Below are 24715 nucleotides of genomic sequence, written 5' to 3' on the forward strand. Positions count from 1 at the left end.
AGCCGGCGACCCGACGCCGCTGGCCCAGGCGACGCCCTCATGTTTCCGACGCCCGTGTCGCCGACTGAAGTCCGCTCCTACAAAGGAAAGGGCATGACACGCGATTCCGGTTATCCCCGCCATCCCGGTAAGCTCCCCCCATGGACACCCCCCTGCGCTCGATCCACGTCGTGGCCGGCGTCATCACCGACGTCCGCGGCCGCGTGCTGCTGGCCCGGCGCGGCGAGGACAGCGACCTGGCCGGCCTGTGGGAATTCCCCGGCGGCAAGCGCGAGCCCGGCGAGACCTCCGAGGCCGCCCTGGTTCGCGAACTGCACGAAGAACTGGGCATCGAAGCCGAAGTCGGCGACCCGCTGATCGAGGTCCCGCAGGAATACCCCGGCAAGCGCCTGCGCCTGGAAGTGCGCGCCATCCGCCGTTGGAAAGGCACCCCACGCGGCCGCGAGGGCCAGGCCCTGACCTGGGTCGCGCCCGAGCGGCTGGCCCGCTATTCGATGCCGTCGGCCGACGTGCCGGTGGTCGGCGCCCTGCGCCAGCCCGACCGCTACCTGGTCACGCCCGAGCCCGGCGACGACCCCCATGCATGGCGCGACTCCCTGCAGCGCGCCCTGGACGCTGGCATCGAGCGCCTGCAGCTGCGCGCCCGCAGCCTGCCGCCGGACGCCTACGCCGCCCTGGCGCGCGCGGTCGCCGACGATTGCCGCCAGGCCAAGGTCGAACTGCTGCTCAACCGCGACATCGCTCTGGCCGCCGAACTGGGCGTGGGCGTGCAACTGGGCGGCGAGCAGCTGGCCGGGTTGCCGGCGCGTCCGCTGCCGGCCGCCCTGCCGGTGGGCGCCTCTTGCCATGACCTCGACGGCCTGCGCCGGGCGCAGGCGCTGGGCTGCGACTTCGCCGTGCTGGGCCCGGTGCGCGAGACTGCCACCCATCCCGGTGCGCCGACCCTGGGCTGGGACGGCTTCGTCGCGTTGCGCGAACAGGTCGCCCTGCCGATCTACGCCATCGGCGGCCTGGCCCTGGACGACCTGCCCACCGCCCGCGGCCACGGCGCCCAGGGCATCGCCGCCATCCGCAGCCTCTGGCCGTCGTAACCAGGGTGTTTGTAGGAGCTGGCATGACGGCGACAAGGGCGTTGGAATCGTGCGGGCATCGCCTGTGCCGATGGCGTCGTGTCGCCGGCTGAACCCGGCTCCTACAACAGCCGCGCCGCCGCCGCTCTTCTGTAGGAGCTGACTTCAGTCGGCGACACGGGCGTCGGGCAGTGAGGGCGTCGCCTGTGCCGACGGCGTCGGGTCGCCGGCTGAACCCGGCTCCTACAACAACGATGCGCCCGCCAGGGTGCGATAGCGCGCATCCAGGTCCGCCACCGGCGCATCCAGGTGCTCCGGATGGCCGTCGTTGACCAGCACGTCGTCGGCGATCGCCAGCCGCGCCTCGCGCGGCACCTGCGCGGCAATCATGCTCGCTGCCAGCGCCTCGTCCACGCCGTCGCGGCGCATCAGCCGCGCGTGCTGCACCTCGGCCGGCGTATCGATGACCAGGATGCGGTCCAGCCACGGATAAACCGCCCGCCCGCCGGCCTCGGCCAGCAGCGGGATCGCGGCGATCGCGTAGGGCCCGGGCGCGGCCCGGCACTCGGCCTGCAGCGCCGCGCGGATCGCCGGATGGGTGATCGCCTCCAACTCCCGCCGCGCCTGCGCATCGGCGAACACCAGTTCGCGCAACCGGCGCCGGTCCAGGCGCCCATCGGCCAGCAGCATCCCCGCGCCGAACCGCTCCACGATCCCCGCCAGCGCCGGCTGCCCCGGCTCGACCACCGCCCGCGCGATCACGTCCGCATCGGCCACGTGCACGCCCAGTGCCTCGAAGCGCCGGGTGACCTCGCTCTTGCCCGAGGCCACCCCGCCGGTCAGGCCGATGATGAAATCGCTCACGCCGTGTCAGGCCGCGGCCAGCGCAAGCTTGCCCACCCGTTCCAGGTCGACGTGCTGCCGCGCAACCCAAAGGTCGTGAGCATCCTGCATCGCGAGCCAGCTTTCGGGTGAACGACCGATCGCCTTGGACAAGCGAAGCGCCATCTCGGGGGAAATGCGGCTGGAACCCTTGAGGACGCGGCTGAGAGTGGAGGGCGCTACATCCAGCTTGTCGGCAAGCTCGCGGCCGCTGATGCCGTTGGGCTCGAGATAGACCGCAATGATGAACTCGCCGGGGTGGAGAGGGTTGTGCATGGCCATCAGTGATAGTCCCGACTCTTAAGCGACGCGTGCCTCGCGTTCTGCTTCCTCGATCAGGCGGGGATCGACACCGCGCCTGCGCAGTGCCTCGGCCATGCGATGAGCAGGTCCGAACAGGAATTCGGCTTCGTCCTGCCTCAGTCCAGCACTGACATAGGCCTTGAGGAGGGCCTGGTAGCCGCTCATTCCCTTCAGGGGGGCAATGGCCTTCATCGATTCCACCACGTCGACCGGCATGCGCACGGTGACGGTGGTCATCGCGCGGTCCTTGGTGAGGCGTTGCTTGAGTACGTCAGGAATCATAGTAGGCACGCTCTTCTGTAGTGGCTGGCCATGCGGAAATGATGCGATATGCATCGCCGTCCAGTTCCAGATGTACGACGGCAACCAACCGTTTGTCATCCAGGTAGCCGATCAGCTTGTCGCGATCCTGCTGGTGACGGCTGGCATCGACCACGCGGGCAAACGGATCGAAAAACGCTTCCGCCGCCACCCGGAATGCGATCCCGTGGCGGTGCTGGTTGGCGGCATCCTTGCCATCGTCCCAGACGAACGATGTGCCGCTACGCACGTAAGTGACGTCGGCCATCGGCGCCAGTCTGCTGGCGTGTATTTACATTGTCAATGAAATGCTCGAAGGGGCCGCCCCCTTTCAAGCGTCCCTCATGCCGCGCGCATCGGCTGGATCTTCTGCAGCCCGTTCATGGGCGATGCGACGGGTGCGGTCGTCGGCGTGCTTAAAGGGGGGGCAACTGATTTTTGATTGACTGCCTCCGTCCCCTGTGTCCCTAAAAGTTGACAAATTGTCAACTTTTAGGGAGCATCCAGAGGCCAAGGAGCTACAGCGACATGCATGTCATTTCCCGGAAGCCGTTCCTGGATGCAGCCAAGGACCATCCGAACGATGCCGCCGCCATCGACCGTACGTACCGGGTGCTGCGCAATTGCGATTTCACGACTCCGGACCAGTTGCGGAACGTCTTCCCCTCGCTGGACAACTTCAGGTACCGGGACAAGTGGTGGGTCCTGGACATCGGCGGCAACAACCTTCGCCTGATCGCCTTCATCGAGTTCCGGGACAAGAGGATGTACGTCAGGCATATCGTGTCCCACGCCGAGTACGACAGGCTGTGCGGGCACTATCGCAAACATGCGGAGTAGAGGAGGCCGCGACCATGGGATTTGCCGCCATCAAGAAGAAGGCCCATGCGCTGTTCGACGAGGCCGGCTTCATCAGCCGAATCGCCGACGAGGCCGATTACGCTCGTGCGCTGGCGCTGATGGATGAACTGGTCGAGGACTATGAAGCCCAGCGTCCCTTGATCGGCATCCTGTCCAATGCGATCGAACGCTGGGAGGACGAGTCGGGTGCGTTCGCCGAATTCAATGCGCGCATCGCCGGGCTCGGTGGCGTCGATGCATTGAAGCTGCTGATGGAGCAGCATGACCTGGGTGTGGCCGACCTGCCGGAGATCGGCAGCAAGTCATTGGTGTCCCGGATACTCAACGGTCGTGGCCGGAATCTCACCCGCGACCATATTGCCGCATTGAGCGAACGCTTCGGGGTCAGTCCGGCCGTGTTCTTCTGATCGCAATGCCGTCCGCGCGCAACGGTGCGCGTGGCGCCGCCTTCCCCTGTGTAGGAGCGGGCATGCCGCGACCCCCGGCGTCGGAATCACGAGGGCGTCGCCTGTGCCGCCGCCGTCGTGTCGCCGGCTGAACCCGGCTCCTACAAGAGCGGGGCCTCAGCCCAGCCGGGCGTAGCGCATGTACGCGTCGATCATCGGATCGCCCCAGAAGAACACGATCCACCCGGCGATGGCCAGGTACGGCCCGAACGGAATCGGCGTGGCCCGGTCGCGGCCCTTATAGGCCAGCCATAGCGAGCCGACCACCGCGCCCACCACCGACGACAGCAGGATGATCGGCAGGATCCCCTTCAGCCCGACCCAGGCGCCCAGCGCGGCCAGCAGCTTGAAATCGCCGTGGCCCATGCCTTCCTTGCCGGTGATCTGCTTGAACAGCCACCACACGCTCCACAGCGACACGTAGCCGGCGATCGCGCCCAGCAGCGCCGGCTTGGCCGGGATGAACAGGTTGTCCAGGCTGGCGATCAGGCCCAGCCACATCAGCGGCAGGGTCAGGTTGTCCGGCAGCAGCCGCGTGCGCAGGTCGATGCCCGACGCCGCGATCAGGAACCAGGTCAGCACCATCGCGCCGAAGCCCTGCCAGCCGAAGCCGAAGCGCCAGGCGCATACCACCGTCAGCACGCCGGTCAGCAGCTCCACCAGCGGGTACTGCGCCGAGATGCGTTGGCCGCTGTAACGCGAGCGGCCGCGCAGCGCCAGCCAGCTGAAGACCGGGATGTTCTCCCACCACTTCAGCCGATCACCGGTGACCGGGTCGTGCGAGGGCTCGACCACCACCCCGGGCGGGGGCGGGTCGTAGATCTCCGGCAGTTCCAGGATCTCGCGCGCGTCGCGCTTCCACTCCCATTCCAGCCGCCTGGGCAGGCGCAGGATGACCACGTTGAGGAAGCTGCCGACGGCCAGGCCGACGGCGGCCGCGAGCGGGTAGCCCAGCAAGGGCTGCTGGTCGAGGAACGCCATGCTTGATTGTTCTTCTTGTTATCCGATTGTCGCGGCCAGCTTGAAGATGGGCAGGTACATGCCGACCACCATGCCGCCGACGAGGACGCCCAGCACCACCATGATCAGCGGTTCGATCAGGCTGGCCAGCGCATCGACCGCATTGTTCACTTCCTGCTCGTAGTACTCGGCGACCTTGAACAGCATGGTATCCAGCGCGCCGGCCTCCTCGCCGATGGCGGTCATCTGGATGACCATGTTCGGAAAGAGATTGGTCTGTTTCATCGCCAGATTGACCGGGTAACCGACCGCGACGTCGTCGCGGATGCGGTAAACCGCCTTCTCGTACACGGTATTGCCGGTGGCGCCGGCCACCGATTCCAGCGCCTCCACCAGCGGCACGCCGGCCTTGAAGGTCACCGCGGTGGTGCGGGCAAAGCGGGCAATGGCGCTCTGGTGCATGATCTGGCCCAGCACCGGCACCTTGAGGATCACCCGGTCCAGGAAGTGCTGGAACGCGGGCGAGCGCTTGTAGAAGAACACCGAGGCGAACAGGCCGCCGCCCACGATCAGCAGCATCATCCACCAGTAGGACACCATGAAGTCCGAGGCGGCGACGATCAGTTTGGTGAACGCCGGCAGTTCGGCGCCGAAACCGGCAAATACCGCCTCGAACTGCGGCACCACGTAGATCAGCAGGATCGCGCTGACGATGATCGCCACCGCGATCGTCATGGCCGGGTAGAACAGGGCCTTCTTGATCTTGCCCTTGAGCGACTCGATGTTCTCCTTGTAGCTGGCGATGGTGTCCAGCACCGTTTCCAGCACGCCGGCTCCCTCGCCGGCGCGGACCAGGTTGCGGAACAGTTCGTCGAACTGCACAGGGTGGCGGCTGATCGCTTCGTGCATCGAGGAGCCGCCCTCGATGTTGGTGCGGATGTCGTCGATCATCGACTTCATCCGCGGGTTCTTCTGGCCGCCGCCGATGATCTCGAGAGCCGACACGATCGGCACGCCGGACTTCATCATCGTGGCCATCTGCCGGCTGAAAAAGGCGATGTCCTTGGCCGAGATAGTGCGGCCGGCCGCGCCGAACAGCGGCTTGGCCTTGGGCTTGACCACGCTGGGGGTGATGCCCTGGCGGCGCAGTTCGGCCTTGAGCAGGTTGGCGTTCTTGGCCGGCTGCTCGCCCTTCATCTTGACGCCGCGCTTGTCGGTGCCCTCCCAGACGAAGGGCACCAGCTGGCTGGTGGCCCGGTCGACGGGCACGGTCTTCTTCACGGCACTGCGGGTCGCGGACATGCTCAGGTCTCCCCGCCGGCATCCCCACGCCGGACTGATGGCCGCATGGTAGCCGTTAAACCCGCGCCTGACACGCCACCCCCATCACGCTTTGCCCCACCCCCTGTAGGAGCCCGGCTTGCTGGCGACCCGGGCGTCGGGCCACGGGGGACCGTCGCCCGTGCCAAAGCGGCCGAATCGCAGGCGAGACCGGCCGCTACAGAAATGCGTATCCGCGCCGATAGCTCCTGAGCGAGTCTGGCCGGCTAGCCCCCTGTCGCCTCACCCGATTTGTTTCGGCGGCCTGATGGCTGCCGCCCGATCCAAAGCTCCCCTGTCCGTCTGGTACACGCACCTACGTCTGACCTTTTGCGTCACTTTTTGACGCAAAAGGTCAGGCCCGCCCCTGTGCCCCCGATCACACCGCGAACGTGCCGGCCAGCCGGTCATTTCCCGTGGATGACTGGTAGGATGACCGCGCTCGTCGGGGTGCTGGAACTTGGCATACAACGTGCGTGCCTCCCGGCACGTGGCGACCCGTCGCGCACCGCCCGCGTTCCGGAAAGGACACGGGCCCGAAAGGCAAGTGTCCTAACCACCAACCGCTCTAGGGGAAACACCATGAAGAAGCAGCAAGGCTTTACCCTGATCGAACTGATGATCGTCGTGGCGATCATCGCCATCCTGGCCGCCATCGCGCTGCCGGCGTACCAGAACTACATCGCCAAGTCGCAGACCACCGCGGGCCTGGCGGACATCCGTGGTGGCGTGACGGCCTTCGAGGAAGGCATCCAGGCGGGCACCGTCACCGGTGGCGCGGGTAATGCGGATATCGGCCTGGCTAACAGCACGGCACGCTGCAGCACGATCACGGTTGCCGGTAACTGGGAGGATCCTAACAATCAGTCCATCCAGTGCACCGTGAGCGGCAACCCGAGCGTCAATGGCAGCACGGTGACCCTGACCCGCGATACGAGTGGCCAGTGGAACTGCGCGGCTACTGCTACCAACACCCGTCACCGTCCGAACAACTGCGGTTGATTAGCGGCTAGTAGTGCGTAGGGGGTCCACCCCTATCGTACCGAGGCGTAACGGGCCCCGCTTCGGCGGGGTCCGTTGCTTCCGGACTGCCCATTCGTTTGCACCGGTCACACGGGGAGACCGCCCATGCAGCACGCTAGGGGATTTACCCTCATCGAGTTAATGATCGTCGTAGCGATCATCGCGATTCTTGCCGCAATCGCGTTGCCCGCTTATCAGAACTACACCATCAAAAGCCAGCTCACGACCGCACTTGCCGACATCAATGCTGGTCGCAGCATGTTCGAGGCGGTGCTGATTGCGGATAACGTCAGCAGCTTCAATCCGGCGGATGTCGGCCTTGCCGCCAGCACGCCGCGCTGCAGCGCGATCAACCTGGTCTCGGGTGAGACAGGTCATATCGAATGCATCGTACGCGGCGCCCCGCAGATCAATGGCAGCGCGTTGCGCATCACCCGCGATGCGTCTGGCGCCTGGGCCTGTAGCACCGCGTCTGGCACGCCCGGCGTATACAAGCCCAACCACTGCAGCTGATCACCCGTGATCCTGATTCCGAGGATGGCTACCCCGCAGCGGGGTGGATGCGCAGCCAGGCTTGATCCATGCCGCGAATGAAAAACCGCTCCTATGCCTGGCTATGGGCCGCGATCCTGCTCGCCTGCACCGCGGTGGTGTACTGGCCGGGCCTCGGCGGCGGCTTTATCTTCGATGATATAGCCACCATCGTCGACAATCAGCGTGTGCACGCCGAGCATCTGGATGCCGGTTCGTTGGCACGTGCGGCACGATCGTTCGAGCCCGGGGGCACCCTGGGTTCACGCCCGCTGGCGATGGCCAGCTTCGGCGCCAACCATGCCGTTGGTGGGCTTGATCCGTGGGGCTATAAGCTGGTCGGCCTGCTGGTGCACATGCTTAACGCACTGCTGATTTTCCTGATGGTGCGCCGCATCCTAAGCCACCCCGCCATCGGTGGCGACCGTTGGGCGCTGCCCGCTAGCGGCACCATTGCCTTGCTCTGGGCCATCCACCCATTGCAGGTGTCTTCCGTCCTGTACGTGGTGCAGCGGATGGAAACCCTGTCATACACCTTCGTGCTGCTGGCGTTGCTGGCTTACCTGCACGGCCGTATCCGGCAGCAGCAGGGGCTGCGTGGCTGGCCTTGGCTGTTGGTGTGCCTGCCGCTGGTCGTGCTGGGCATGACGGCGAAGGAATCGGCGGTGATGTTCCCAGCATTCACCCTGCTGCTGGAGCTGACTATCCTGCGCTTCGGTGCAGCCGATCCGCGCTGCGCGCGCGCGTGGCGCTGGACCTACGCGGCGGCGGCGGCGGCCGGGGCGCTGGTCTATTTCGGCTGGCTGGTGCCGCGGTACTGGTCAGAAGGCTACCTGCTGCGGGACTACAGCGCCGCGGAACGACTGTTGACCCAGATGCGCGTCCTGCCGATGTACTTGGGCCAGATCCTGCTGCCGGTACCCGGCAACATGCCGTTCTATTACGACCAGATCAGCCCGTCACGCGGCTTACTGAGCCCGGCCACGACCCTGCTGGGTGGCCTACTGGTGGCGGCCTTGTTCGCCGCCGCGCTCGTGCTGCGGCGGCGGATGCCGCTCTTCTCGCTGGGCATCCTGTGGTTCTTCGCCGCGCATTTCATGACCAGCAACATCATCGCGTTGGAACTGGCGTTCGAGCATCGCAACTATTTCGCTCTTCTGGGCGTGTTGCTGGCGGCGGCCGACCTGGTCCGGCGCATCCCGATGCGCGATGGTCCGGCCATGAAGCGGTTCGCAATCGGCGTGGTGGTGGCCGGCTTCGGCCTGCTGGCCTTCATCCGCGCCAGTACCTGGGGCGACCCGTTCCTGCTGGCCACCGAGCTTGCCAGCAGCAACCCTGGCTCGGCGCGGGCGAGTGCCGACTTGGCGGCCATCTATCTGGAAATGTCCGACGGTTATCCGAATTCACCGTTTAACGACTTCGCGATCCGCGAGTTCGAGCGCGGCTCGCTGATCCCGGGCGCGTCCATCATCAGCGACCAAGGCCTGATCCTTGCCGCCGCACAGGCCGGCCGTGCGATCGATCCGGCCTGGTGGGACCGGCTAATCGGCAAGGTCCGGCACGGTACCCTGAGGCCGGAAACGACCGGCGCATTGTTCAGCCTGCTCCAGAACCGATACAAGGGCATCGCACTGGACGATGACAAGCTAGTCGATGCGTTCCTCGCCCTGTTCGAGCGAGCGAGTCTGCCACCGTACAGCTATGCGCAATTCGGGGACTACGCGCTGCTCAAAGTCGGTGACCCGGATCTGGCGGACCAGGCATTCGTGATGGCCATCGACCGCAGCCGGGATTATCCGGAGTACGCCCGGCAGGTGGTTGAAACCCTGCGGCGCGACGGGCATCTTCGGCAGGCCCGTGCCGCATTGGCCCATGCGCACAGCATTGGGCTGCTGAACGATATCGGCATGGGCGATGTTGGTGCCACGCCGGGCGAAGCAAGCGAGGCGGCGGCCAAGGTGCAACGGGCGGGTGACGCGCCGTAAGCCGCAAGGTCCCCACTTGGTGACTTCTATGAGAGCAGAACGGGCGTCTTCCGATACATGAAGAAGCGGGCATCGAAACCGCTATCCCCCACTTGCAGGGGTGCCGGCTCGGCTTCGTGCATGCGCTTGAAGTCTGGGAATCGCTGCGCCACGTCTCTCTCGACGGGGCGATGCATCACATGCCGCATCGTATGATGTGGCTGGTCGGTCGAAGACGAGTAGATGATGACGTACTCCCGGCCGGCAGCGAACAATGTGCGCAAGTAGTCTTCATAGATGGAATCTTCCACCAAGTGGTAGAGCACGTCCAACGACAGTGCAAGTTGAGCCGTCTCGCCGGCGTACTCCCGGGTCGTGATGAATGACTTCGTCGGGTCTCTTTCGAACATCGAGCGGCAACGCTCGACCGCGCTGCAGCTCACGTCCACGCCCAGATAGCGGGGATACCGTGTCAGCGTCAGTTGGTTCCCATCGCCGCAACCGAATTCGATGACACTTTGGATCGCGTGCGCCTCTACGAAGGCATTCAGGGCGGTGGCCTTGTATGCGGCGGATTCGCCATAGGAGCCGGCTCCGGAATCGCCGCCCAGCGCGTAACGCCTCTCCCAATACTCCGGAGAATTCCGGAAAAACATCGACGGAAGCCATCTGCTAAGGATCTGTTTGATGGTCATGCGGGTCTGCCTGGGGTGTGCGGTGACAATGCCGCTGCCGTAAGTCCGGCCATCAGGTCCAACAGGGCGGCGAGCAGGCGCAGGATGGCTGTGAGGGCCATGGCTTGTGGGGCCGGTAGCCACAGGCTCGCCAGTCCGAACATGGAAAATTCCCGTATGCCGATCCCGCCGGGCGCGAAGAACGCCAACACGCCGGCAGTCACTGCTACGCCGAAGGCGCCGGCGAGACCGATCGCTTCCATCTTAGGAAGCATGAAGATGTCGCTCGCCAGCCAAGCGACCACGCCCGACCAGGCCAGTGCGGATGCCAGGGTGATGTACAGCGATGCCAGAAGCGGGCGGAGCGACGGCGTCAGGGCCTTGACGTCGATGGCGGCACGCAACACGCCGCGCAATGGGAGCTTCTTCAGAAGCCAATGTATTGACAGGATCGCTGACAACCCTGCCCATGGTGCGGCCGGGACAAGTCCCAGCCAGATCGGATGTAAGAGTGCAGCTGCCATCAGGGCGAGCCCGGTTGCGAACACCACGGTGATCGTGCCGATCTGTTCGTAGATGCCGATGCCGAGCAATTGCGTGCGGGATTCTCCATTTCTGGAATCACTGGCCCGCGCCAAGAGCCCGAATATGCCGCCGGGGATGTACTTGCCGACAAGCAGGAGCCCGGATTGCCTTAAGGCGAGCCGCCAACCCAGCATGCCACCCATGAAGGCATGGAATAGCTGCCGCCAAGCCGCTACGCCGCACAACCAAGCGGTCAGCAACAGCGTGAGGATCGCTGCCGCACTGCCCGCGCTCGGGAAGCCGACTTGCTGGGGCAGGTTCGGTGCGAGTTTCCAGACGGCGAACAAACAAAGGCCAAGGCCGATCCAGAGAGCCGCATATTGCAGATACTGGATGACATGGGCGTGTCTTTGCCTGTTGGACGATTGGGGCTCAGCCATCTTTGTGGTATCCGCTCCCATATCGAATTGCAGTCCAACCCATTGGGGTTCCGTAGGCTCTCACTTCGATGGCTTGGAGTGAGTGTCGCCCCTGCATCCGAAAACTGTGGCCTGAAGGGTGTCGACGATCAGCTTGCTTGGGGATGTGTCGCTGGGCTCCCTGAGATCCCAGGATGCGTACGCGTTCATGCGAACGAACGTGTCGGTTATCCCGTGCTCTAGGTTGGACAGCACGATATTGTCGCCGAGGCCGTCGCCACGCTCGGTGGTTCGCCTGAGCAGCAAAGTCGGCAGGCCAAGCATCGCGGCCTCTTCCTGGTTGCTCCCTCCATCGGTGAGCAGCATGTTGCTGTGGATGAGCAGAGACACGAATTCCATGTAGTCCATGCGGTCCATGAGCTCGAGTGACGGCTTGCGCTGCAGCTGATCGAGCCAGCCGGTAGCCATGATTTTCTCGCGCGTAGCCGGGTGCAACACGAATTTGACGGGTAGGACGTCGGAGACCCTCAGCACCAGATTCATGAGGAAGTCGAAATCGCTGGTGCTGGACAGGTTCTCGTTGCGGTGGATCGATATCACTGCGTATCCGCCACTGCCACCTTTCGTCGGCAAGGTGCCGATCGACGCGAGTGCGAGCGATAGCGAGTCCCTAAGGGTGTTCCCCGAAGTTTCGATGACCTGTCCTTTCGTCCTCGACAGGTTGTCTACAGAAGCTCGATCCGGGGCGAAGTGGATCGAAGACAGGATCGAGGTGAGTCTTCTTATGATCTCTTCCGGGAATGGGTCCAGGAGCTTTTCGGATCTGAGACCCGCTTCCACGTGGCAAACGCGTGCCCCAATAAGGCGAATTACCAGTGCGCCCAACAGGGTAGATGCTGTGTCGCCGTGTACAACGCCCAGCTTCGTTCCCCTCCATGATCCGCCGATCATCCGCTTAGCGGCCTGGGTCGAGAAGCCGATCAGCCATGCTGCGAAACGTTTTTTGGTGGCTGCCTCGAAGTTCGGGACAAGCACTTCGTCGGCGTCGCGCGTGCCGAAGGCTTTTTCGAGCTCGTTGAAAGTTTCGCTGTGTTGTCCGGTGTAGACGAGCCGATATGGCAATTGCCTTGCATCCATCTCGCGCAGGATGGGTGCCGTCTTTATGAATTGGGCTTTTGTGCCGAGGATTACAAGAATCGGAGGGCTAGTCGTCACGGCGATACGTCAGCGAAGTGATCTGCTCCGATATCAGCCCGATCAGGAACACGATGACCGAGGCGCTGAAAAGCAGCAGGCTCATGTTGGTGAACCTGTTCTGGGTGAGGTAGGTGAACAGGTAGTAGCCCAGGCCGGTGAAGAAGAACGCCATCGCCACCGGCGCAAACAGCTTGAGTGGCGAATACAGCGTCGCGATCTTGAAGATGATCAGCAGGAACCGCACCCCGTCGCGCAGCGGCCTGATGTGGCTCTTGCCGATCCGCCTGGCCACCGGGATCGGCTCGTACGCCACCGCGTAGGCGCTGCGGAAGAAGGCCATGGTGCTGGTGGTGGGGTAGGAGAATCCGTTCGGCAGCAGGTGCAGGAATTCGCGGAACTTGCCGGCGCGGACCACGCGGAAGCCGGAGGTCAGATCCTTGACGTCGAATCCGGTCATCCGGCTGGCCAGCCAGTTGTAGAAGGCGTTGGCCGCGCCGCGGTGGACGCCGGCCTGGCCGGCCCAGTCGCGGGCGCCGACCACCATGTCGTAGCCGTGTTCCAGCCGTTCCAGCAGCCGCGGGATGCAGGCCGGGTCGTGCTGGCCGTCGGCATCCATGAACACCAGGATCTCGCCGCTGGCATGGCGGGCGCCGCGCTTGATGGCCGCGCCGTTGCCCATCGAATAGGGGCTGCTCAGGACGGTGGCGCCGTGCTCGGCCGCCACCTGGGCGGTGGCGTCGGTGGAGCCGTCGTCGACCACGATCAACTCGGCGCCAGGGGCCGTTCGCTGCAGGGCCGGGAGGGTCTTGCGCAGGCCGTCGGCCTCGTTCTTGGCAGGCAGGATGATGCTGATGCGCGTCAAAAGGGGCTCCCCGGGCCTCGCTGACGGGCATGGTAGCCGAATGCGCCGGGCCCGACGGGCTGGCCGGTGGTTATGTGACCGATGGCAAACCAGGCACGGCCCCCGGGGGCGCCGTTCGGCCGCCGCCGCCGGTCAGGGCGGCGCCCCGCATGGCACGCACTTTGCGTTATCTTTTCCACCTGGTCAGGGGAGTCGCAAGTATGAGCGCCGTAGTTTCCGCCAACCTCGTCGGCATCACCGGCATCGCCCGTCGCCTGGTGCAGGACGGGGCCATGGACGAGGCGGCCGCCCGCGCGGCCATGGCCAAGGCCACCGAGGCCAAGGTGCCGCTGGCGCAATGGATCGCCGAGAAGAAGCTGGTCGCGCCGGCGCAGCTGGCCGCGGCCAACGCGGTCGAGTTCGGCATGCCGCTGCTGGACGTCTCGGCCTTCGACCCGTCGCAGAACGCGCTGAAGCTGGTCAGCGAGGAGCTGGTGCAGAAGCATCACGTGCTGCCGCTGTTCAAGCGCGGCAACAAGTTGTTCGTCGGGACCAGCAACCCGACCCAGACCGCGGCCCTGGCCGAGCTGCAGTTCCATACCAACCTGGTGGTGGAAGCCATCCTGGTCGACGAGGACCAGATCCGCCGGACCCTGGAGCAGTGGCAGAACCTGGGTGGGCAGATCAGCGGCGACCTGGGCGAGGGCGACGACGAGGGGCTCGACAGCCTGGATGTGACGGGTGGTGACGAGGAGGCCTCCGACTCCGGCGTCGACGCCAAGGGCGACGACACTCCCGTGGTCAAGTTCGTCAACAAGGTGCTGATCGACGCGATCCGCCGCGGCGCCTCGGACATCCATTTCGAGCCCTACGAGACCGACTATCGGGTGCGCCTGCGCGTCGACGGCCTGCTCAAGACCGTGGCCCGCGCGCCGGTCAAGCTCAATCCGCGCATCGCCGCGCGCCTGAAGGTGATGGCGCAGCTGGACATCGCCGAGAAGCGGGTGCCGCAGGACGGACGCATCAAGCTCAACCTGTCCAAGACCAAGCAGATCGACTTCCGCGTCAGCACCCTGCCGACCCTGTTCGGCGAGAAAGTGGTGCTGCGTATCCTGGACGCCAGTGCGGCCAAGCTGGGCATCGACAAGCTGGGCTACGAGGCGGACCAGCAGAAGCTGTTCCTGGAGGCGATCCAGAAGCCGTACGGCATGGTCCTGGTGACCGGCCCGACCGGCTCGGGCAAGACGGTGTCGCTGTACACCGCGCTGGGCATCCTCAACGACGACCTGCGCAACATCTCCACGGTCGAGGACCCGGTGGAAATCCGCCTGCCGGGTGTGAACCAGGTGCAGCAGAACGTCAAGCGCGGCATGACCTTCGCCGCGGCGCTGCGCAGCTTCCTGCGCCAGGACCCGGACATCATCATGGTCGGCGAAATCCGCGACCTGGAGACGGCGGAGATTGCGATTAAGGCGGCGCAGACTGGCCACATGGTGCTGTCGACGCTGCATACCAACGATGCGCCGCAGACCATCGCGCGCCTGATGAACATGGGCATCGCGCCGTACAACATCACCTCGTCGGTGACCCTGGTGATCGCCCAGCGCTTGGCACGGCGGCTGTGCTCCAAATGCAGAAAGCCGGTGGATCTGCCCGAGAACGCGCTGCTGGCCGAGGGCTTCACCGAGGCCGAGATCAAGGCGGGCGTCACCATCTACGAGGCGGTGGGCTGCGACGAGTGCACCGAGGGCTACAAGGGCCGTACCGGCATCTACCAGGTGATGCCGATGAGCGAAGAGGTGCAGGCGATCGTGCTGGAGGGCGGCAACGCCATGCAGATCGCCGAGGTGGCGCAGAAGGCCGGCATCCGCGACCTGCGGCAGTCGGCGCTGATGAAGTGCCGCAACGGGATTACCAGCCTGGCCGAGATCAATCGCGTCACCAAGGATTGAGGGCGTACTGGAGGGCCCGGGTGCTGGGGGGCGATACGTCGCGTCGGCACAGGCGACTCCCTCGTGGTTGCGACGCCCCTGTCGCCGGCTGAAGCCGGCTCCTACAGAAGGCGGCGGCGCTGTGGCTGTTGTAGGAGCTGGCTTCAGCCGGCGACACGACGCCGCCGGCACAGGCGACTCCCTCATGGTCCCGACGCCCGTGTCGCCGGCTGAACCCGGCTCCTACAGAAGGCGGTAGCGCTGTGGCTGTTGTAGGAGCTGGCTTCAGCCGGCGACACGACGCCGTCGGCACAGGCGACGCCCTCATGGTCCCGACGCCCGTGTCGCCGGCTGAAGCCAGCTCCTACAGTCGGAGTCGGGGCCTGTTTCAGCGGCAACGTTCTGCCGTGGCGAATTCCTACATCGGTCCGCGGTATGCCCTGCTGGGTCGGGCACGTCGTCCCCGGCAACCTGTGCCCATGGACATGCACGTCGAAGATCGATTCCGTGGGCATCGCGCACTGCGGCGCGGCCGGGTCTCTTTGCCGGGGCAGGTCTATCACGTCACCGTCGTGACCCGTGACCGGCGGCCCTGGTTCGCGGATTTCCATGTGGCGTGCGAGGCGGCACGCGCATTCCACCGGCCGGTTGCGCTGGCCGATGCGACGCTGCTGGCCTGGGTGCTGATGCCGGACCATGTGCACTGGCTGCTTGAACTGGGCCCGCGGGTGCCGCTTGAAATGGTGGTGTCGCGGATGAAGGCGACCAGCGGCGTGCAAGCCAACCGGATGCTGGCCCGTGCCGGCCCGTTGTGGTGCCCGGCCTTCCATGACCGGGCGCTGCGCCAGGAGGACGACCTGCGTGCGGTGGCACGGTACATCATCGCCAATCCGCTGCGGGCGGGTTTGGCCGAGCATATCGGGGGTTACCCGTTCTGGGATTGCGTCTGGCTCCCATCCTTCTCCTTGTAGGAGCTGGCTTGAGCCGGCGACGCGACGCCGCGTCGGCACAGGCGACTCCCTCATGGTCCCGACGCCCGTGTCGCCGGCTGAACCCGGCTCCTACAGAAGGCGGCGGCACAGTGGCTGTTGTAGGAGCTGGCTTCAGCCGGCGACGCGGCGCTGTCGGCACAAGCGACTTCCTCATGGTTCCGACGCCCGTGTCGCCGGCTGAACCCGGCTCCTACAGAAAGCGGCGGCATCGTGGCTGTTGTAGGAGCTGGCTTCAGCCGGCGACGCGACGCCGCTGGCACAGGAGCTCCCCTCAGATTCCCGGCCCCCATGTCGCGATCATGTCGGCGTCACGCCGGTACCCGCCAGGAAGGCACTACCGGGGGGCAGGGCTGGCCGCGGACGCGGACTGCCGTCATGCTTTGCCGCGTCCTCCGCCTGCGGCCAGCCGATGTTCAGCATTCCGATACGGGTCTACTGGGAAGATACCGACGCCGGTGGCGTGGTCTACCACGCCCGGTACGTGGCCTTCCTGGAACGGGCCCGCAGCGATGCGTTGCGGGCGCTGGGCCGGGGCCAGCAGGCGCTGCAGCAGGCCGGGCTGGTGTTCGCGGTGCACTCGATGCGGCTGGAGTTCCTGCGCCCGGCGCGGCTGGACGACCTGCTGCAGGTGACCGCGGAGGTGTCCCGGGTCGGCCGGGCCAGCGTGGTCTTCGCCCAGCGCATCCTGCGCGGCGAGGAACTGCTGCTGACCGCCGAGGTCAAGGTCGCCGCTCTGCGCGCGGCCGATTTCCGGCCATGCCCGGTCGAGGAGTCGCTGTACCAGGAACTGAAATCGCTGCAGGACGGTCCCAAGGCGTGACCCGCCACCCCCGGAAGCCCGGGACCGGCCTGCCTCCCACAGACAGTCATTACATTAGTAAAGAGGAAACGGAAGGATGACCGGATCGATCCTGGCCCTGGTGGCCACTGCGGTGGAGGTGCTGCCGCAAGAGGCGGCCGCCGCTGCCGCCGCCACCGCGGCGCACGGCGGCATCAACTACCTGGACCTGATGCTGCGCGCCAGCCTGCCGGTCAAGCTGATCGTGCTGCTGCTGCTGGCCGGGTCGCTGATCAGCTGGGTGATCATTTTCCGCAAGCTGCGCACCTTCAAGGCCGCCGACCAGGAGGCCGACGACTTCGAAAACCGGTTCTGGTCCGGCGCCGAGCTGGGCAAGCTGTACGCGTCGGCCACCGACCGCAATCGCGTGGTCGGCGGGCTGGAGGCGATCTTCGAGGCCGGCTTCCGCGAGTTCACCCGCCTGCGCGACAAGCGCCGCCATGACGGCCGCGCCCAGTTGGAGGGCGCCCAGCGCGCCATGCGCGTGGCCTACACCCGCGAGGTCGGCCACCTGGAGCGCAATCTCGAACTGCTGGCCAACATCGGCTCGACCGCGCCCTATGTGGGCCTGGTCGGCACCGTGTTCGGGATCATGGTGACCATGCACGACATGCTCAACCAGGGCGCGCAGGTCGGCATCGCCTCGGTCGCGCCGGGCATCTCCGAGGCGCTGTTCGCCACCGCCATCGGCCTGTTCGTGGCGATCCCGGCGGTATGGGCCTTCAACCGCTACACCACGCGCGTGGACCGGCTGGCGCAGCGCTACGAGAGCTTCGCCGACGAGTTCAGCTCGATCCTGCAGCGCCAGGCCGGCGCGGACGAGTGAGCTGCGACGCGGCCAGGCGCAGGAGCCCGACATGACCACGACCTTCACCCACCACAAGCGGCGCAAGCTCAAGTCCGAGATCAACGTCGTGCCGTACATCGACGTGATGCTGGTGCTGCTGATCATTTTCATGGTCACCGCGCCGCTGCTGAGCCTGAGCGTGGACGTGGACCTGCCCAAGTCCGACGCCCGCGCGGTGGACAGCAAGAAGGACCCGGTGATCGTCACCGTCGACGCCGACGGGCGCTATTTCCTGACCCTGCAGGGCGGCAAGCCCGAGGGCATCGACGCCACCGAGCTGAGCGCGCGCCTGTCCGCCTTCGTCGCCCAGAACAAGGACGTGCCGGTGTTCGTCGCCGCGCCGGGCGGCACCGAGTACCAGAAGGTCATGGACACCATGGTGCTGGTGCAGGCCGCCGGCGTGCCGCGGGTCAGCCTGATGAGCCAGCCGGGTGGCAATGCACGCTGACGCCTTCTACCGCAATCCCGACGACCGCGAGGGCGGGCTGGCCGGTCCGTTCGCGCTGGCCGTGGCCCTGCACATCCTCGTCGCGCTGCTGTTCTGGGTGGCGTGGTGGTGGTCGCCGCAGCGGCAGGTGGAGCCGGCGGCCGGTTCGCCGGTGATCGAGGCCTCGCTGGTGATGTCGCCGGCCGACGTGCGCGCCGCGCAGGAGCGGGCCGAGGACGCGCCCAAGCCGCTGCCCGAGCCGCCGCAGCCGGTGGTGGAGCCGGCGCCGGAGGAAACGGTGCCGCCGCCGCAGCCGCTGCCCGAGCCGCGCCCGCAGGACGCGCCGGTGGCGCCGCAGCAGAAGGCGCAGGACTTCATTCCCCAGCCGGACACGGTCGATCAGGAAGCGGCGCGCCGCGACGCCATCGCCCGCGAACGTGCCGAGCGCGAGCAGGAAGAGCGCCGCCGCCAGGAGCAGGTCGACCTGACCGAGGAACGCGAGCGGCAGCGGGCCGCCGAGAACCAGCGCCGGCTGGCGGCCCAGGCCGAGGAGGCCGAGCGCCAGAAGCGGCTGGCCGATATCCGACGCCAGCGCGAGCAGGCCGCGCGCCAGGCCGAACTGGCCGAGCAGCGCCTGCGCCAGCTGCAGCAGGCCCAGCAGCGGCAGGCCACCCCGGCGGCCACGCCCAGCCAGGGCACGCCAGGGCAGGGCGGCACCAGCGAGGACCTGACCGCCCAGTACGCGGCGGCGATCCAGCAGGCGGTGCTGAACCAGTGGATCCGGCCGGACACTGTGCCGCTGGGCCAGCGCTGCCGGGTGCAGATCCGGCAGATCCCCGGTGGCGAGGTGATCGATGTGGACGTCCAGCCGGGCTGTCCGTTCGACGAGGCGGGGCGCCGCTCGCTGGAGGCCGCCGTGCTGCGCGCCAAGCCGCTGCCGTACCGCGGCTTCGAGTCGGTGTTCCAGCGCAACCTGACCCTGACCTTCGAGGCCCAGGACCGCTGACCCCGCCGCGCTCCTGCTTTTCTGTAGGAGCGGGCATGACCGCGACCCGACGCCGGCGGCACAGGCGACGCCTTCGTGGTTCCGACGCCCGTGTCGCGGTCATGCCCGCTCCTACACACAGGCACCGGCGGGGACCGGCACGCCGGCGGCCATCCCGACCCGACGTTCACGCCGTTTTCGTTCATGATTGCGAAAATGTTCACGCATACGCTGCTATCTCTTTGGACTGCCTGTCCCCGTACCGGATATCCGAACGCCTGCCCATGAAGACTCCCCTGCGCTGGTTCGCCCTGATCGCTTTCCTGTTGCTGCCGTTCATGGCCTCGGCCCAGCAGCAGGGCCTGGAGATCGACATCATCGGCGGCAACGCCTCGGCCCTGCCGATCACGGTGGTGCCTATGCCCTACCAGGGCAGCGGCACGCCGCCGCAGACCGACATCGCGAAAGTGGTCCGCGACGACCTGGCCCGCTCCGGCGTGTTCCGCACCCTGCCCGAGGGGCAGATCGTCGAACGCCCGACCCGCGGCGGGGAGATCAACTACCCGACCTGGAAGCAGCTGCGGCAGGACTACATCGTGGTCGGCCGGGTCCTGGACGCCGGCGACGGCGGCCACCGGATCGAGTACGAACTGTTCGACGTGGCCAAGGCCGAGCGCCTGCTGGGCCTGGCCATCACCGCCCGGCCCAACGCCACCCGCGACGCCGCCCACCAGATCGCCGACGCGATCTACGAGAAGATCACCGGCGTGCGCGGCGCGTTCTGGACCCGGGTCGCCTACGTGACCGCCAACGGCGTCGGCCGGGATACGCGCTACGCGCTCAACGTGGCCGACGCCGACGGCTGGAACCCGCAGGTGGTGGTCCGTTCGGCCGAGCCGCTGCTGTCGCCGGCCTGGAGCCCGGACGGGCGCAAGCTGGCCTATGTCAGCTTCGAGCGCGGCAACTCCTCGATCTACGTGCAGGACATCGCCAGCGGCGCGCGTGAGCTGGTCTCCAGTTTCCGCGGCATCAACGGCGCCCCGTCGTTCTCGCCGGACGGCCGCCGGCTGGCCATGTCGCTCTCGCGCAGCGGCAACCCCGAGATCTACGTGATGGACCTGGCCAGCAAGCAGTTGACCCAGCTGACCAACCACTTCGGCATCGACACCGAGCCGACCTGGAGCGCCGACGGCGGCACCATCTACTTCACCTCCGACCGCGGCGGCCGCCCGCAGATCTACCAGGTGCCGGCCAGCGGCGGCGGCGCCACCCGGGTGACCTTCCAGGGCAACTACAACGCCACCCCGTCGGTCTCCTACGACGGCAAGAAGATCGCGGTGGCGCAGGGCGCCGGCAACACCTACCGGATCGCGATCATGGACTCCAGCCTCGGCTCGCCGCGCTGGAGCACCGTGTCCACCGGCTCCCTGGACGAATCCCCCAGCTTCGCCCCCAACGCCAGCATGCTGCTGTATGCCGCGCGCGAGGGTGGGCGGGGGGTGCTGTACGCCGTTTCGGCCGACGGCCGGGTGCGCCAGCGCCTGGTCCTGGCCGACGGCGACGTGCGCGAGCCGGCGTGGTCGCCATACCGCAGCGCGCGTTAAAAATCGGTTGTAATATGCCGCGGTTGCGTTAGCCCTCTGTCACCACACCATGCATCACAAGGAAAAGATCATGAACACCACCACCCGAGTCCTGCTGGTTTCGCTGCTGTCCGTGGTTGCGCTGGCCGGCTGTAAGTCCAAGCAGACCAAGGACACCGCCGCCGACACCACCCCGGTCACCCCGACCACCCCGGTGGGCCCGGGTACCGGCGCCTACGGTCCGGAAGACCTGGACACCGATCCCTGCCTGCGCCAGCGCGTGATCCACTTCGACTTCGACCAGTACACGGTCAAGCCGGAGTACCAGGCCGTCATCGCCTGCCACGCCAAGTACCTGCGCGACCGTCCGTCCTCGCGCCAGACCCTGGAAGGCCACACCGACGAGCGCGGCAGCCGCGAATACAACATGGGCCTGGGCGAGCGCCGCGGCAACGCCGTGTCCTCCGCGCTGCAGGCCGCCGGCGCCTCGGCCAGCCAGCTGACCGTGGTCAGCTTCGGTGAGGAGCGTCCGCTGTGCACCGAGTCGACCGAGGCCTGCTGGGCGCAGAACCGTCGCGTCGAGATCGTCTACAGCGCGCGCTGATCCATGCGGATGAAGCATCCCCTGCGGATGTTGGTCGTGGCGGCCCTGGTGGCCGCCACGCCCGCGTATGCGCAGAAGCTGAGCCTGGCCGACCGGGTCACCCGGCTGGAGATCCAGGCCAACAACACCCAGGCCAACCAGGACCTGCTCCACCAGCTCGAGCAGCTGCGCGTCGAAGTGCAGTCGCTGCGCGAGACGGTCGAGCTGCTGCAGGACCAGAACCGGCAGCTGCAGCAGCGCAGCCGCGACCAGTACCTGGACCTGGACGGCCGGCTCAACCGGCTGGAAGGCGGGGCCCTGCCGGCACCCCCGGTGAGCGGCGCTCCGGCGGCGGCTTCGCCGCCCGCAAGGCTCGCGGCACCGGCGGCGGCCGATGCCGCGCCGCGCGTGCACGGCGATCCCGGCTCGCTGGCCCAGTCCGGCGACGAGCGCGAGGCCTACAACATCGCCTTCGACGCGCTCAAGGCCGGCCGCTACGACGAGTCGGCGCAGCTGTTCCAGGCCTTCATCGACACCTGGCCGGCCGGCATCTACGCGCCCAACGCGCTGTACTGGCTCGGCGAGAGCTACTACGCCACCAAGAATTTCGCGCTGGCCGGACAGCAGTTCGAAGCGCTGATCGGTCGCTACCCGACCCACGACAAGGCGCCCGGCGCCCTGCTCAAGCTCGGCCTGTCGCAGTTCGGCGAGGGCCAGGTCCCGCAGGCCGAGGCGACGCTGCAGCAGGTCGTCGCCCGCTACCCGGGCACCGACGCCGCGCGCATCGCCGGCGACCGCCTGCATTCGATCCAGATCGGCCAGCTGCGCTGAGGCGCGCGGCCTTGTAGGAGCGGGCATGACCGCGACCCGGCGCCGTCGGCCCCAGGCCACGCCCTCATGATCCTGACGCTCCGGTCGCGGACTGAAGTCCGCTCCTGCAGGAAAATGTCTGGAGCCTGTGCCCGTGTGTAGGAGCGGGCATGACCGCGACCCCGACGCCGTTGGCCCAGGCGACGCCCTCGCGATTCCGACGCCCGTGTCGCGGTCATGCCCGCTCCTACACAAGAACCCCGCGGGTCAGCCCGCTTGAAAGCCACGATCCGCACCATGGACACCGCCGCTCCGCAGAACCGTCTGCGGCTCACCGAGATCTTCCTGTCGCTGCAGGGCGAGGCCAACGCCGCCGGCTGGCCGACGGTGTTCGTGCGCCTGACCGGTTGCCCGCTGCGCTGCCAGTACTGCGACACCGCCTATGCCTTCCACGGCGGGCAGTGGTGGGAGATCGACGACATCCTGGCCGAGGTCGCCCGCCACGGCGTGCGCCACGTCTGCGTGACCGGCGGCGAGCCGTTGGCGCAGAAGCGCTGCCTGGACCTGCTGCGGCGGCTGTGCGACGCCGGCTACGACGTCTCGCTGGAGACCTCGGGTGCGCTGGACATCGCCGGCGTCGACCCGCGGGTGTCGCGGGTGGTGGACCTGAAGACCCCCGGTTCGGCCGAGATGGCGCGCAACCGGCTGGAGAACCTGCCGCTGCTGACCGCGCGCGACCAGGTCAAGTTCGTGCTGTGCGGCCGTGGCGACTACGAGTGGGCCCGCGACATGCTCGCCGAGCACCGGCTGGCCGAGCGCTGCGACGTGCTGTTCTCGCCGAGCAAGAGTGAGCTGGCCCCGCGCGAACTGGCCGACTGGATCGTCGCCGACCGCCTGCCGGTGCGCTTCCAGATGCAGCTGCACAAGCTGCTCTGGAACGACGAACCCGGCCGCTGATCGCCGCGGCTCGTTTGCGGGTGTAGGAGCGGGCATGACCGCGACCCGACGCCGCCGGCACAGGCGACGCCCTCGTGATCCCGACGCCCGTGTCGCCGACTGAAGTCAGCTCCTACAGAAGAGCGGGCGCGCTGTGGTTGTTGTAGGAGCCGGGTTCAGCCGGCGACTCGACGCCCTCGGCACAGGCGACGCCCTCGTGGTCCCGACGCCCGTGTCGCCGACTGAAGTCAGCTCCTACAGAAGAGCGGCCGCGCTGTGGTTGTTGTAGGAGCCGGGTTCAGCCGGCGACCCGACGCCGTCGGCCCAGGCGACGCCCTCATGATCCCGACGCCCGTGTCACCGACTGAAGTCAGCTCCTACAGAAGAGCGGCCGCGCTGCGGTTGTTGTAGGAGCCGGGTTCAGCCGGCGACCCGACGCCGCCGGCCCAGGCGACGCCCTCATGATCCCGACGCCCGTGTCGCCGGCTGAAGTCAGCTCCTACAGGGGCGAGTGTCGCGGCCTACAATGGCCCACCCCATATGCGCTGTTTCTCCCCATGAAGAACGCCGTCGTCCTGGTTTCCGGTGGCATGGATTCGGCCGTGGTCCTGGCCATCGCCCGCGAGCAGGGTTACGCCGTGCATGCGCTGAGCGTGCGCTACGGCCAGCGCCACACCTCCGAACTCGACGCCGCCGACCGCGTCGCCCGCGCGCTGGGCGCGGCGGCGCACAAGACCGTGGTCGTGGACCTGCGCAGCATCGGCGGCTCGGCCCTGACCGACGACATCGAGGTGCCCGACGCCGGCGGCGAGGGGATCCCGGTCACCTACGTGCCGGCGCGCAACACGATCATGCTGTCGGTGGCGCTGGGCTGGGCCGAGGTGCTGGGCGCGGCCGACATCTTCTGCGGGGTCAACGCGGTGGACTATTCCGGCTACCCGGACTGCCGCCCGGAGTTCATCGAGGCCTTCGAGCGGCTGGCCAACCTGGCCACCAAGGCCGGGGTGGAAGGCGCCGGCATCCGCGTGCACGCGCCGCTGATCCGCATGGGCAAGGACGAGATCGTGCGCGAAGGCCTGCGCCTGGGGGTAGATTTCGCGCAGACGGTGTCGTGCTACCGCGCCGACGCCGAGGGCCGCGCCTGCGGCCACTGCGACGCCTGCCGCCTGCGCGCGGCCGGCTTCGCCGCAGCTGGCGTGGCCGATCCCACGCGGTACGTGTAGGCACCACCTTAGCTTGTCTGAGACAACCGAGATGGCCTTCTGTAGGAGCTGACTTCAGTCGCGACACGGGCGTCGGAACTACGAGGGCGTCGCCTGGGCCGACGGCGTCGGGTCGCCGGCTGAACCCGGCTCCTACAACAGCCGCGACGCGGCGCTCTCCTGTAGGAGCTGACTTCAGTCGGCGACACGGGCGTCGGGACCACGAGGGCGTCGCCTGTGCCGGCGGCGTCGGGTCGCCGGCTGA

The 24715-nt window shown here is 67.1% G+C and carries 27 protein-coding genes; 17 read left to right on the forward strand and 10 right to left on the reverse strand.

What is annotated here, in order from left to right:
- Nucleotides 1-140 precede the first annotated feature (140 nt).
- A complete protein-coding gene (locus WQ53_RS11490; protein WP_052632522.1) occupies nt 141-1091 on the forward strand; it encodes a Nudix family hydrolase in 951 nt (316 codons plus the stop codon).
- Nucleotides 1092-1313: 222 nt separating this feature from the next.
- Here the strand turns inward: WQ53_RS11490 and coaE are convergent, their stop codons facing one another.
- The 4 genes from coaE to WQ53_RS11510 are packed head-to-tail and all read right to left on the reverse strand — an operon-like array spanning nt 1314 to nt 2823.
- Complete coding sequence (gene coaE / locus WQ53_RS11495) at nt 1314-1934, reverse strand: dephospho-CoA kinase (protein ID WP_052632523.1); 621 nt, start codon at nt 1932-1934, stop codon at nt 1314-1316.
- A 6-nt stretch (nt 1935-1940) separates the two neighbouring features.
- Entirely contained in the window at nt 1941-2234 is a 294-nt protein-coding gene (locus WQ53_RS11500) for a HigA family addiction module antitoxin (protein WP_052632525.1), read from the reverse strand.
- Between the two features lie 18 nt (nt 2235-2252).
- Complete coding sequence (locus WQ53_RS11505; protein WP_201774012.1) at nt 2253-2492, reverse strand: hypothetical protein; 240 nt, start codon at nt 2490-2492, stop codon at nt 2253-2255.
- Nucleotides 2493-2526: 34 nt separating this feature from the next.
- Nucleotides 2527-2823 carry a BrnT family toxin gene (locus WQ53_RS11510; protein ID WP_052632529.1) on the reverse strand — a complete coding sequence of 99 codons (297 nt, stop codon included), beginning with the start codon at nt 2821-2823 and terminating at the stop codon, nt 2527-2529.
- Between the two features lie 260 nt (nt 2824-3083).
- Here WQ53_RS11510 and WQ53_RS11515 point away from each other — a divergent pair, with 260 nt between their 5' ends.
- Entirely contained in the window at nt 3084-3395 is a 312-nt protein-coding gene (locus WQ53_RS11515; protein WP_052632531.1) for a type II toxin-antitoxin system HigB family toxin, read from the forward strand.
- Between the two features lie 14 nt (nt 3396-3409).
- A complete protein-coding gene (locus tag WQ53_RS11520; protein WP_052632533.1) occupies nt 3410-3823 on the forward strand; it encodes a helix-turn-helix domain-containing protein in 414 nt (137 codons plus the stop codon).
- A 156-nt stretch (nt 3824-3979) separates the two neighbouring features.
- On the opposite strand, the gene WQ53_RS11525 is transcribed toward WQ53_RS11520, so the two are convergent.
- Both WQ53_RS11525 and WQ53_RS11530 read right to left on the reverse strand, forming a co-directional pair.
- A complete protein-coding gene (locus tag WQ53_RS11525; RefSeq protein ID WP_052632535.1) occupies nt 3980-4843 on the reverse strand; it encodes a prepilin peptidase in 864 nt (287 codons plus the stop codon).
- 18 nt (nt 4844-4861) lie between these two features.
- Complete coding sequence (locus WQ53_RS11530; protein WP_052632537.1) at nt 4862-6124, reverse strand: type II secretion system F family protein; 1263 nt, start codon at nt 6122-6124, stop codon at nt 4862-4864.
- Nucleotides 6125-6724: 600 nt separating this feature from the next.
- Here WQ53_RS11530 and WQ53_RS11535 point away from each other — a divergent pair.
- From WQ53_RS11535 to WQ53_RS11545, 3 genes are all read left to right on the forward strand, one after another.
- Nucleotides 6725-7144, forward strand: a complete 420-nt coding sequence (locus WQ53_RS11535; RefSeq protein WP_052632539.1) for a pilin — start codon at nt 6725-6727, stop codon at nt 7142-7144.
- 126 nt (nt 7145-7270) lie between these two features.
- Nucleotides 7271-7678, forward strand: coding sequence for a pilin (locus tag WQ53_RS11540; RefSeq protein WP_052632541.1), 408 nt, complete (start codon nt 7271-7273; stop codon nt 7676-7678).
- Nucleotides 7679-7746: 68 nt separating this feature from the next.
- Nucleotides 7747-9681, forward strand: coding sequence for a hypothetical protein (locus tag WQ53_RS11545; RefSeq protein WP_144409315.1), 1935 nt, complete (start codon nt 7747-7749; stop codon nt 9679-9681).
- Nucleotides 9682-9707: 26 nt separating this feature from the next.
- On the opposite strand, the gene WQ53_RS11550 is transcribed toward WQ53_RS11545, so the two are convergent.
- The 4 genes from WQ53_RS11550 to WQ53_RS11565 form a co-directional block, all read right to left on the reverse strand.
- Nucleotides 9708-10355: a hypothetical protein gene (locus WQ53_RS11550; RefSeq protein WP_052632545.1), complete on the reverse strand. Its 648-nt coding sequence runs from the start codon at nt 10353-10355 to the stop codon at nt 9708-9710.
- Complete coding sequence (locus WQ53_RS11555; RefSeq protein WP_052632547.1) at nt 10352-11299, reverse strand: hypothetical protein; 948 nt, start codon at nt 11297-11299, stop codon at nt 10352-10354. The genes WQ53_RS11550 and WQ53_RS11555 overlap by 4 nt, the downstream gene beginning before the upstream one ends.
- 60 nt (nt 11300-11359) lie before the next feature.
- Nucleotides 11360-12415 carry a UDP-N-acetylglucosamine 2-epimerase gene (locus WQ53_RS16435; RefSeq protein WP_082113001.1) on the reverse strand — a complete coding sequence of 352 codons (1056 nt, stop codon included), beginning with the start codon at nt 12413-12415 and terminating at the stop codon, nt 11360-11362.
- A 67-nt stretch (nt 12416-12482) separates the two neighbouring features.
- On the reverse strand, nt 12483-13337 hold the full coding sequence (locus WQ53_RS11565; protein ID WP_052632551.1) for a glycosyltransferase family 2 protein: 855 nt from the start codon (nt 13335-13337) through the stop codon (nt 12483-12485).
- A 200-nt stretch (nt 13338-13537) separates the two neighbouring features.
- Between WQ53_RS11565 and pilB the strand changes: the two genes are divergently transcribed.
- The 11 genes from pilB (at nt 13538) to queC (ending at nt 24471) form a co-directional block, all read left to right on the forward strand.
- Nucleotides 13538-15268 carry a type IV-A pilus assembly ATPase PilB gene (pilB, locus tag WQ53_RS11570; RefSeq protein ID WP_052632553.1) on the forward strand — a complete coding sequence of 577 codons (1731 nt, stop codon included), beginning with the start codon at nt 13538-13540 and terminating at the stop codon, nt 15266-15268.
- A gap of 458 nt (nt 15269-15726) precedes the next feature.
- The gene (locus WQ53_RS11575; protein WP_052634054.1) at nt 15727-16218 is read left to right on the forward strand and encodes an REP-associated tyrosine transposase; all 492 of its coding nucleotides are present in this window, start codon (nt 15727-15729) and stop codon (nt 16216-16218) included.
- Nucleotides 16219-16648: 430 nt separating this feature from the next.
- A complete protein-coding gene (ybgC, locus tag WQ53_RS11580) occupies nt 16649-17059 on the forward strand; it encodes a tol-pal system-associated acyl-CoA thioesterase (protein ID WP_052632555.1) in 411 nt (136 codons plus the stop codon).
- A gap of 76 nt (nt 17060-17135) precedes the next feature.
- Nucleotides 17136-17903, forward strand: coding sequence for a protein TolQ (gene tolQ, locus WQ53_RS11585; protein WP_052632557.1), 768 nt, complete (start codon nt 17136-17138; stop codon nt 17901-17903).
- A gap of 31 nt (nt 17904-17934) precedes the next feature.
- Complete coding sequence (tolR, locus tag WQ53_RS11590; RefSeq protein WP_052632559.1) at nt 17935-18372, forward strand: protein TolR; 438 nt, start codon at nt 17935-17937, stop codon at nt 18370-18372.
- Nucleotides 18362-19357, forward strand: coding sequence for a cell envelope integrity protein TolA (gene tolA, locus WQ53_RS11595; RefSeq protein ID WP_052632561.1), 996 nt, complete (start codon nt 18362-18364; stop codon nt 19355-19357). The genes tolR and tolA overlap by 11 nt, the downstream gene beginning before the upstream one ends.
- Before the next feature lie 263 nt (nt 19358-19620).
- A complete protein-coding gene (gene tolB / locus WQ53_RS11600; protein WP_052632563.1) occupies nt 19621-20940 on the forward strand; it encodes a Tol-Pal system beta propeller repeat protein TolB in 1320 nt (439 codons plus the stop codon).
- Between the two features lie 70 nt (nt 20941-21010).
- Nucleotides 21011-21523, forward strand: a complete 513-nt coding sequence (pal, locus tag WQ53_RS11605; RefSeq protein WP_052634055.1) for a peptidoglycan-associated lipoprotein Pal — start codon at nt 21011-21013, stop codon at nt 21521-21523.
- Between the two features lie 3 nt (nt 21524-21526).
- On the forward strand, nt 21527-22333 hold the full coding sequence (gene ybgF / locus WQ53_RS11610) for a tol-pal system protein YbgF (RefSeq protein ID WP_173427214.1): 807 nt from the start codon (nt 21527-21529) through the stop codon (nt 22331-22333).
- A gap of 276 nt (nt 22334-22609) precedes the next feature.
- The gene (queE, locus tag WQ53_RS11615) at nt 22610-23269 is read left to right on the forward strand and encodes a 7-carboxy-7-deazaguanine synthase QueE (protein WP_052632565.1); all 660 of its coding nucleotides are present in this window, start codon (nt 22610-22612) and stop codon (nt 23267-23269) included.
- 536 nt (nt 23270-23805) lie between these two features.
- Nucleotides 23806-24471, forward strand: a complete 666-nt coding sequence (gene queC / locus WQ53_RS11620) for a 7-cyano-7-deazaguanine synthase QueC (protein ID WP_052632567.1) — start codon at nt 23806-23808, stop codon at nt 24469-24471.
- The last annotated feature ends 244 nt before the right edge of the window (nt 24472-24715 follow it).

The sequence above is a fragment of the Pseudoxanthomonas suwonensis genome (genome assembly GCF_000972865.1).
GTDB lineage: Bacteria > Pseudomonadota > Gammaproteobacteria > Xanthomonadales > Xanthomonadaceae > Pseudoxanthomonas > Pseudoxanthomonas suwonensis_B.

Bases quoted from the DNA above. Each gene is read 5' to 3' on its own strand.
- WQ53_RS16435 (WP_082113001.1), bottom strand. From the start codon at position 12,415: ATGGATGCAAGGCAATTGCCATATCGGCTCGTCTACACCGGACAACAC.
- tolR (WP_052632559.1), top strand. From the start codon at position 17,935: ATGACCACGACCTTCACCCACCACAAGCGGCGCAAGCTCAAGTCCGAG.
- tolA (WP_052632561.1), top strand. From the start codon at position 18,362: ATGCACGCTGACGCCTTCTACCGCAATCCCGACGACCGCGAGGGCGGG.
- WQ53_RS11535 (WP_052632539.1), top strand. From the start codon at position 6,725: ATGAAGAAGCAGCAAGGCTTTACCCTGATCGAACTGATGATCGTCGTG.
- tolB (WP_052632563.1), top strand. From the start codon at position 19,621: ATGAAGACTCCCCTGCGCTGGTTCGCCCTGATCGCTTTCCTGTTGCTG.
- WQ53_RS11555 (WP_052632547.1), bottom strand. From the start codon at position 11,299: ATGGCTGAGCCCCAATCGTCCAACAGGCAAAGACACGCCCATGTCATC.
- WQ53_RS11510 (WP_052632529.1), bottom strand. From the start codon at position 2,823: ATGGCCGACGTCACTTACGTGCGTAGCGGCACATCGTTCGTCTGGGAC.
- WQ53_RS11550 (WP_052632545.1), bottom strand. From the start codon at position 10,355: ATGACCATCAAACAGATCCTTAGCAGATGGCTTCCGTCGATGTTTTTC.
- WQ53_RS11525 (WP_052632535.1), bottom strand. From the start codon at position 4,843: ATGGCGTTCCTCGACCAGCAGCCCTTGCTGGGCTACCCGCTCGCGGCC.
- WQ53_RS11540 (WP_052632541.1), top strand. From the start codon at position 7,271: ATGCAGCACGCTAGGGGATTTACCCTCATCGAGTTAATGATCGTCGTA.
- WQ53_RS11505 (WP_201774012.1), bottom strand. From the start codon at position 2,492: ATGACCACCGTCACCGTGCGCATGCCGGTCGACGTGGTGGAATCGATG.
- pilB (WP_052632553.1), top strand. From the start codon at position 13,538: ATGAGCGCCGTAGTTTCCGCCAACCTCGTCGGCATCACCGGCATCGCC.
- WQ53_RS11490 (WP_052632522.1), top strand. From the start codon at position 141: ATGGACACCCCCCTGCGCTCGATCCACGTCGTGGCCGGCGTCATCACC.
- queC (WP_052632567.1), top strand. From the start codon at position 23,806: ATGAAGAACGCCGTCGTCCTGGTTTCCGGTGGCATGGATTCGGCCGTG.
- queE (WP_052632565.1), top strand. From the start codon at position 22,610: ATGGACACCGCCGCTCCGCAGAACCGTCTGCGGCTCACCGAGATCTTC.
- WQ53_RS11575 (WP_052634054.1), top strand. From the start codon at position 15,727: ATGGACATGCACGTCGAAGATCGATTCCGTGGGCATCGCGCACTGCGG.
- WQ53_RS11520 (WP_052632533.1), top strand. From the start codon at position 3,410: ATGGGATTTGCCGCCATCAAGAAGAAGGCCCATGCGCTGTTCGACGAG.
- pal (WP_052634055.1), top strand. From the start codon at position 21,011: ATGAACACCACCACCCGAGTCCTGCTGGTTTCGCTGCTGTCCGTGGTT.
- ybgC (WP_052632555.1), top strand. From the start codon at position 16,649: ATGTTCAGCATTCCGATACGGGTCTACTGGGAAGATACCGACGCCGGT.
- ybgF (WP_173427214.1), top strand. From the start codon at position 21,527: ATGCGGATGAAGCATCCCCTGCGGATGTTGGTCGTGGCGGCCCTGGTG.
- WQ53_RS11530 (WP_052632537.1), bottom strand. From the start codon at position 6,124: ATGTCCGCGACCCGCAGTGCCGTGAAGAAGACCGTGCCCGTCGACCGG.
- WQ53_RS11545 (WP_144409315.1), top strand. From the start codon at position 7,747: ATGCCGCGAATGAAAAACCGCTCCTATGCCTGGCTATGGGCCGCGATC.
- WQ53_RS11500 (WP_052632525.1), bottom strand. From the start codon at position 2,234: ATGGCCATGCACAACCCTCTCCACCCCGGCGAGTTCATCATTGCGGTC.
- WQ53_RS11515 (WP_052632531.1), top strand. From the start codon at position 3,084: ATGCATGTCATTTCCCGGAAGCCGTTCCTGGATGCAGCCAAGGACCAT.
- tolQ (WP_052632557.1), top strand. From the start codon at position 17,136: ATGACCGGATCGATCCTGGCCCTGGTGGCCACTGCGGTGGAGGTGCTG.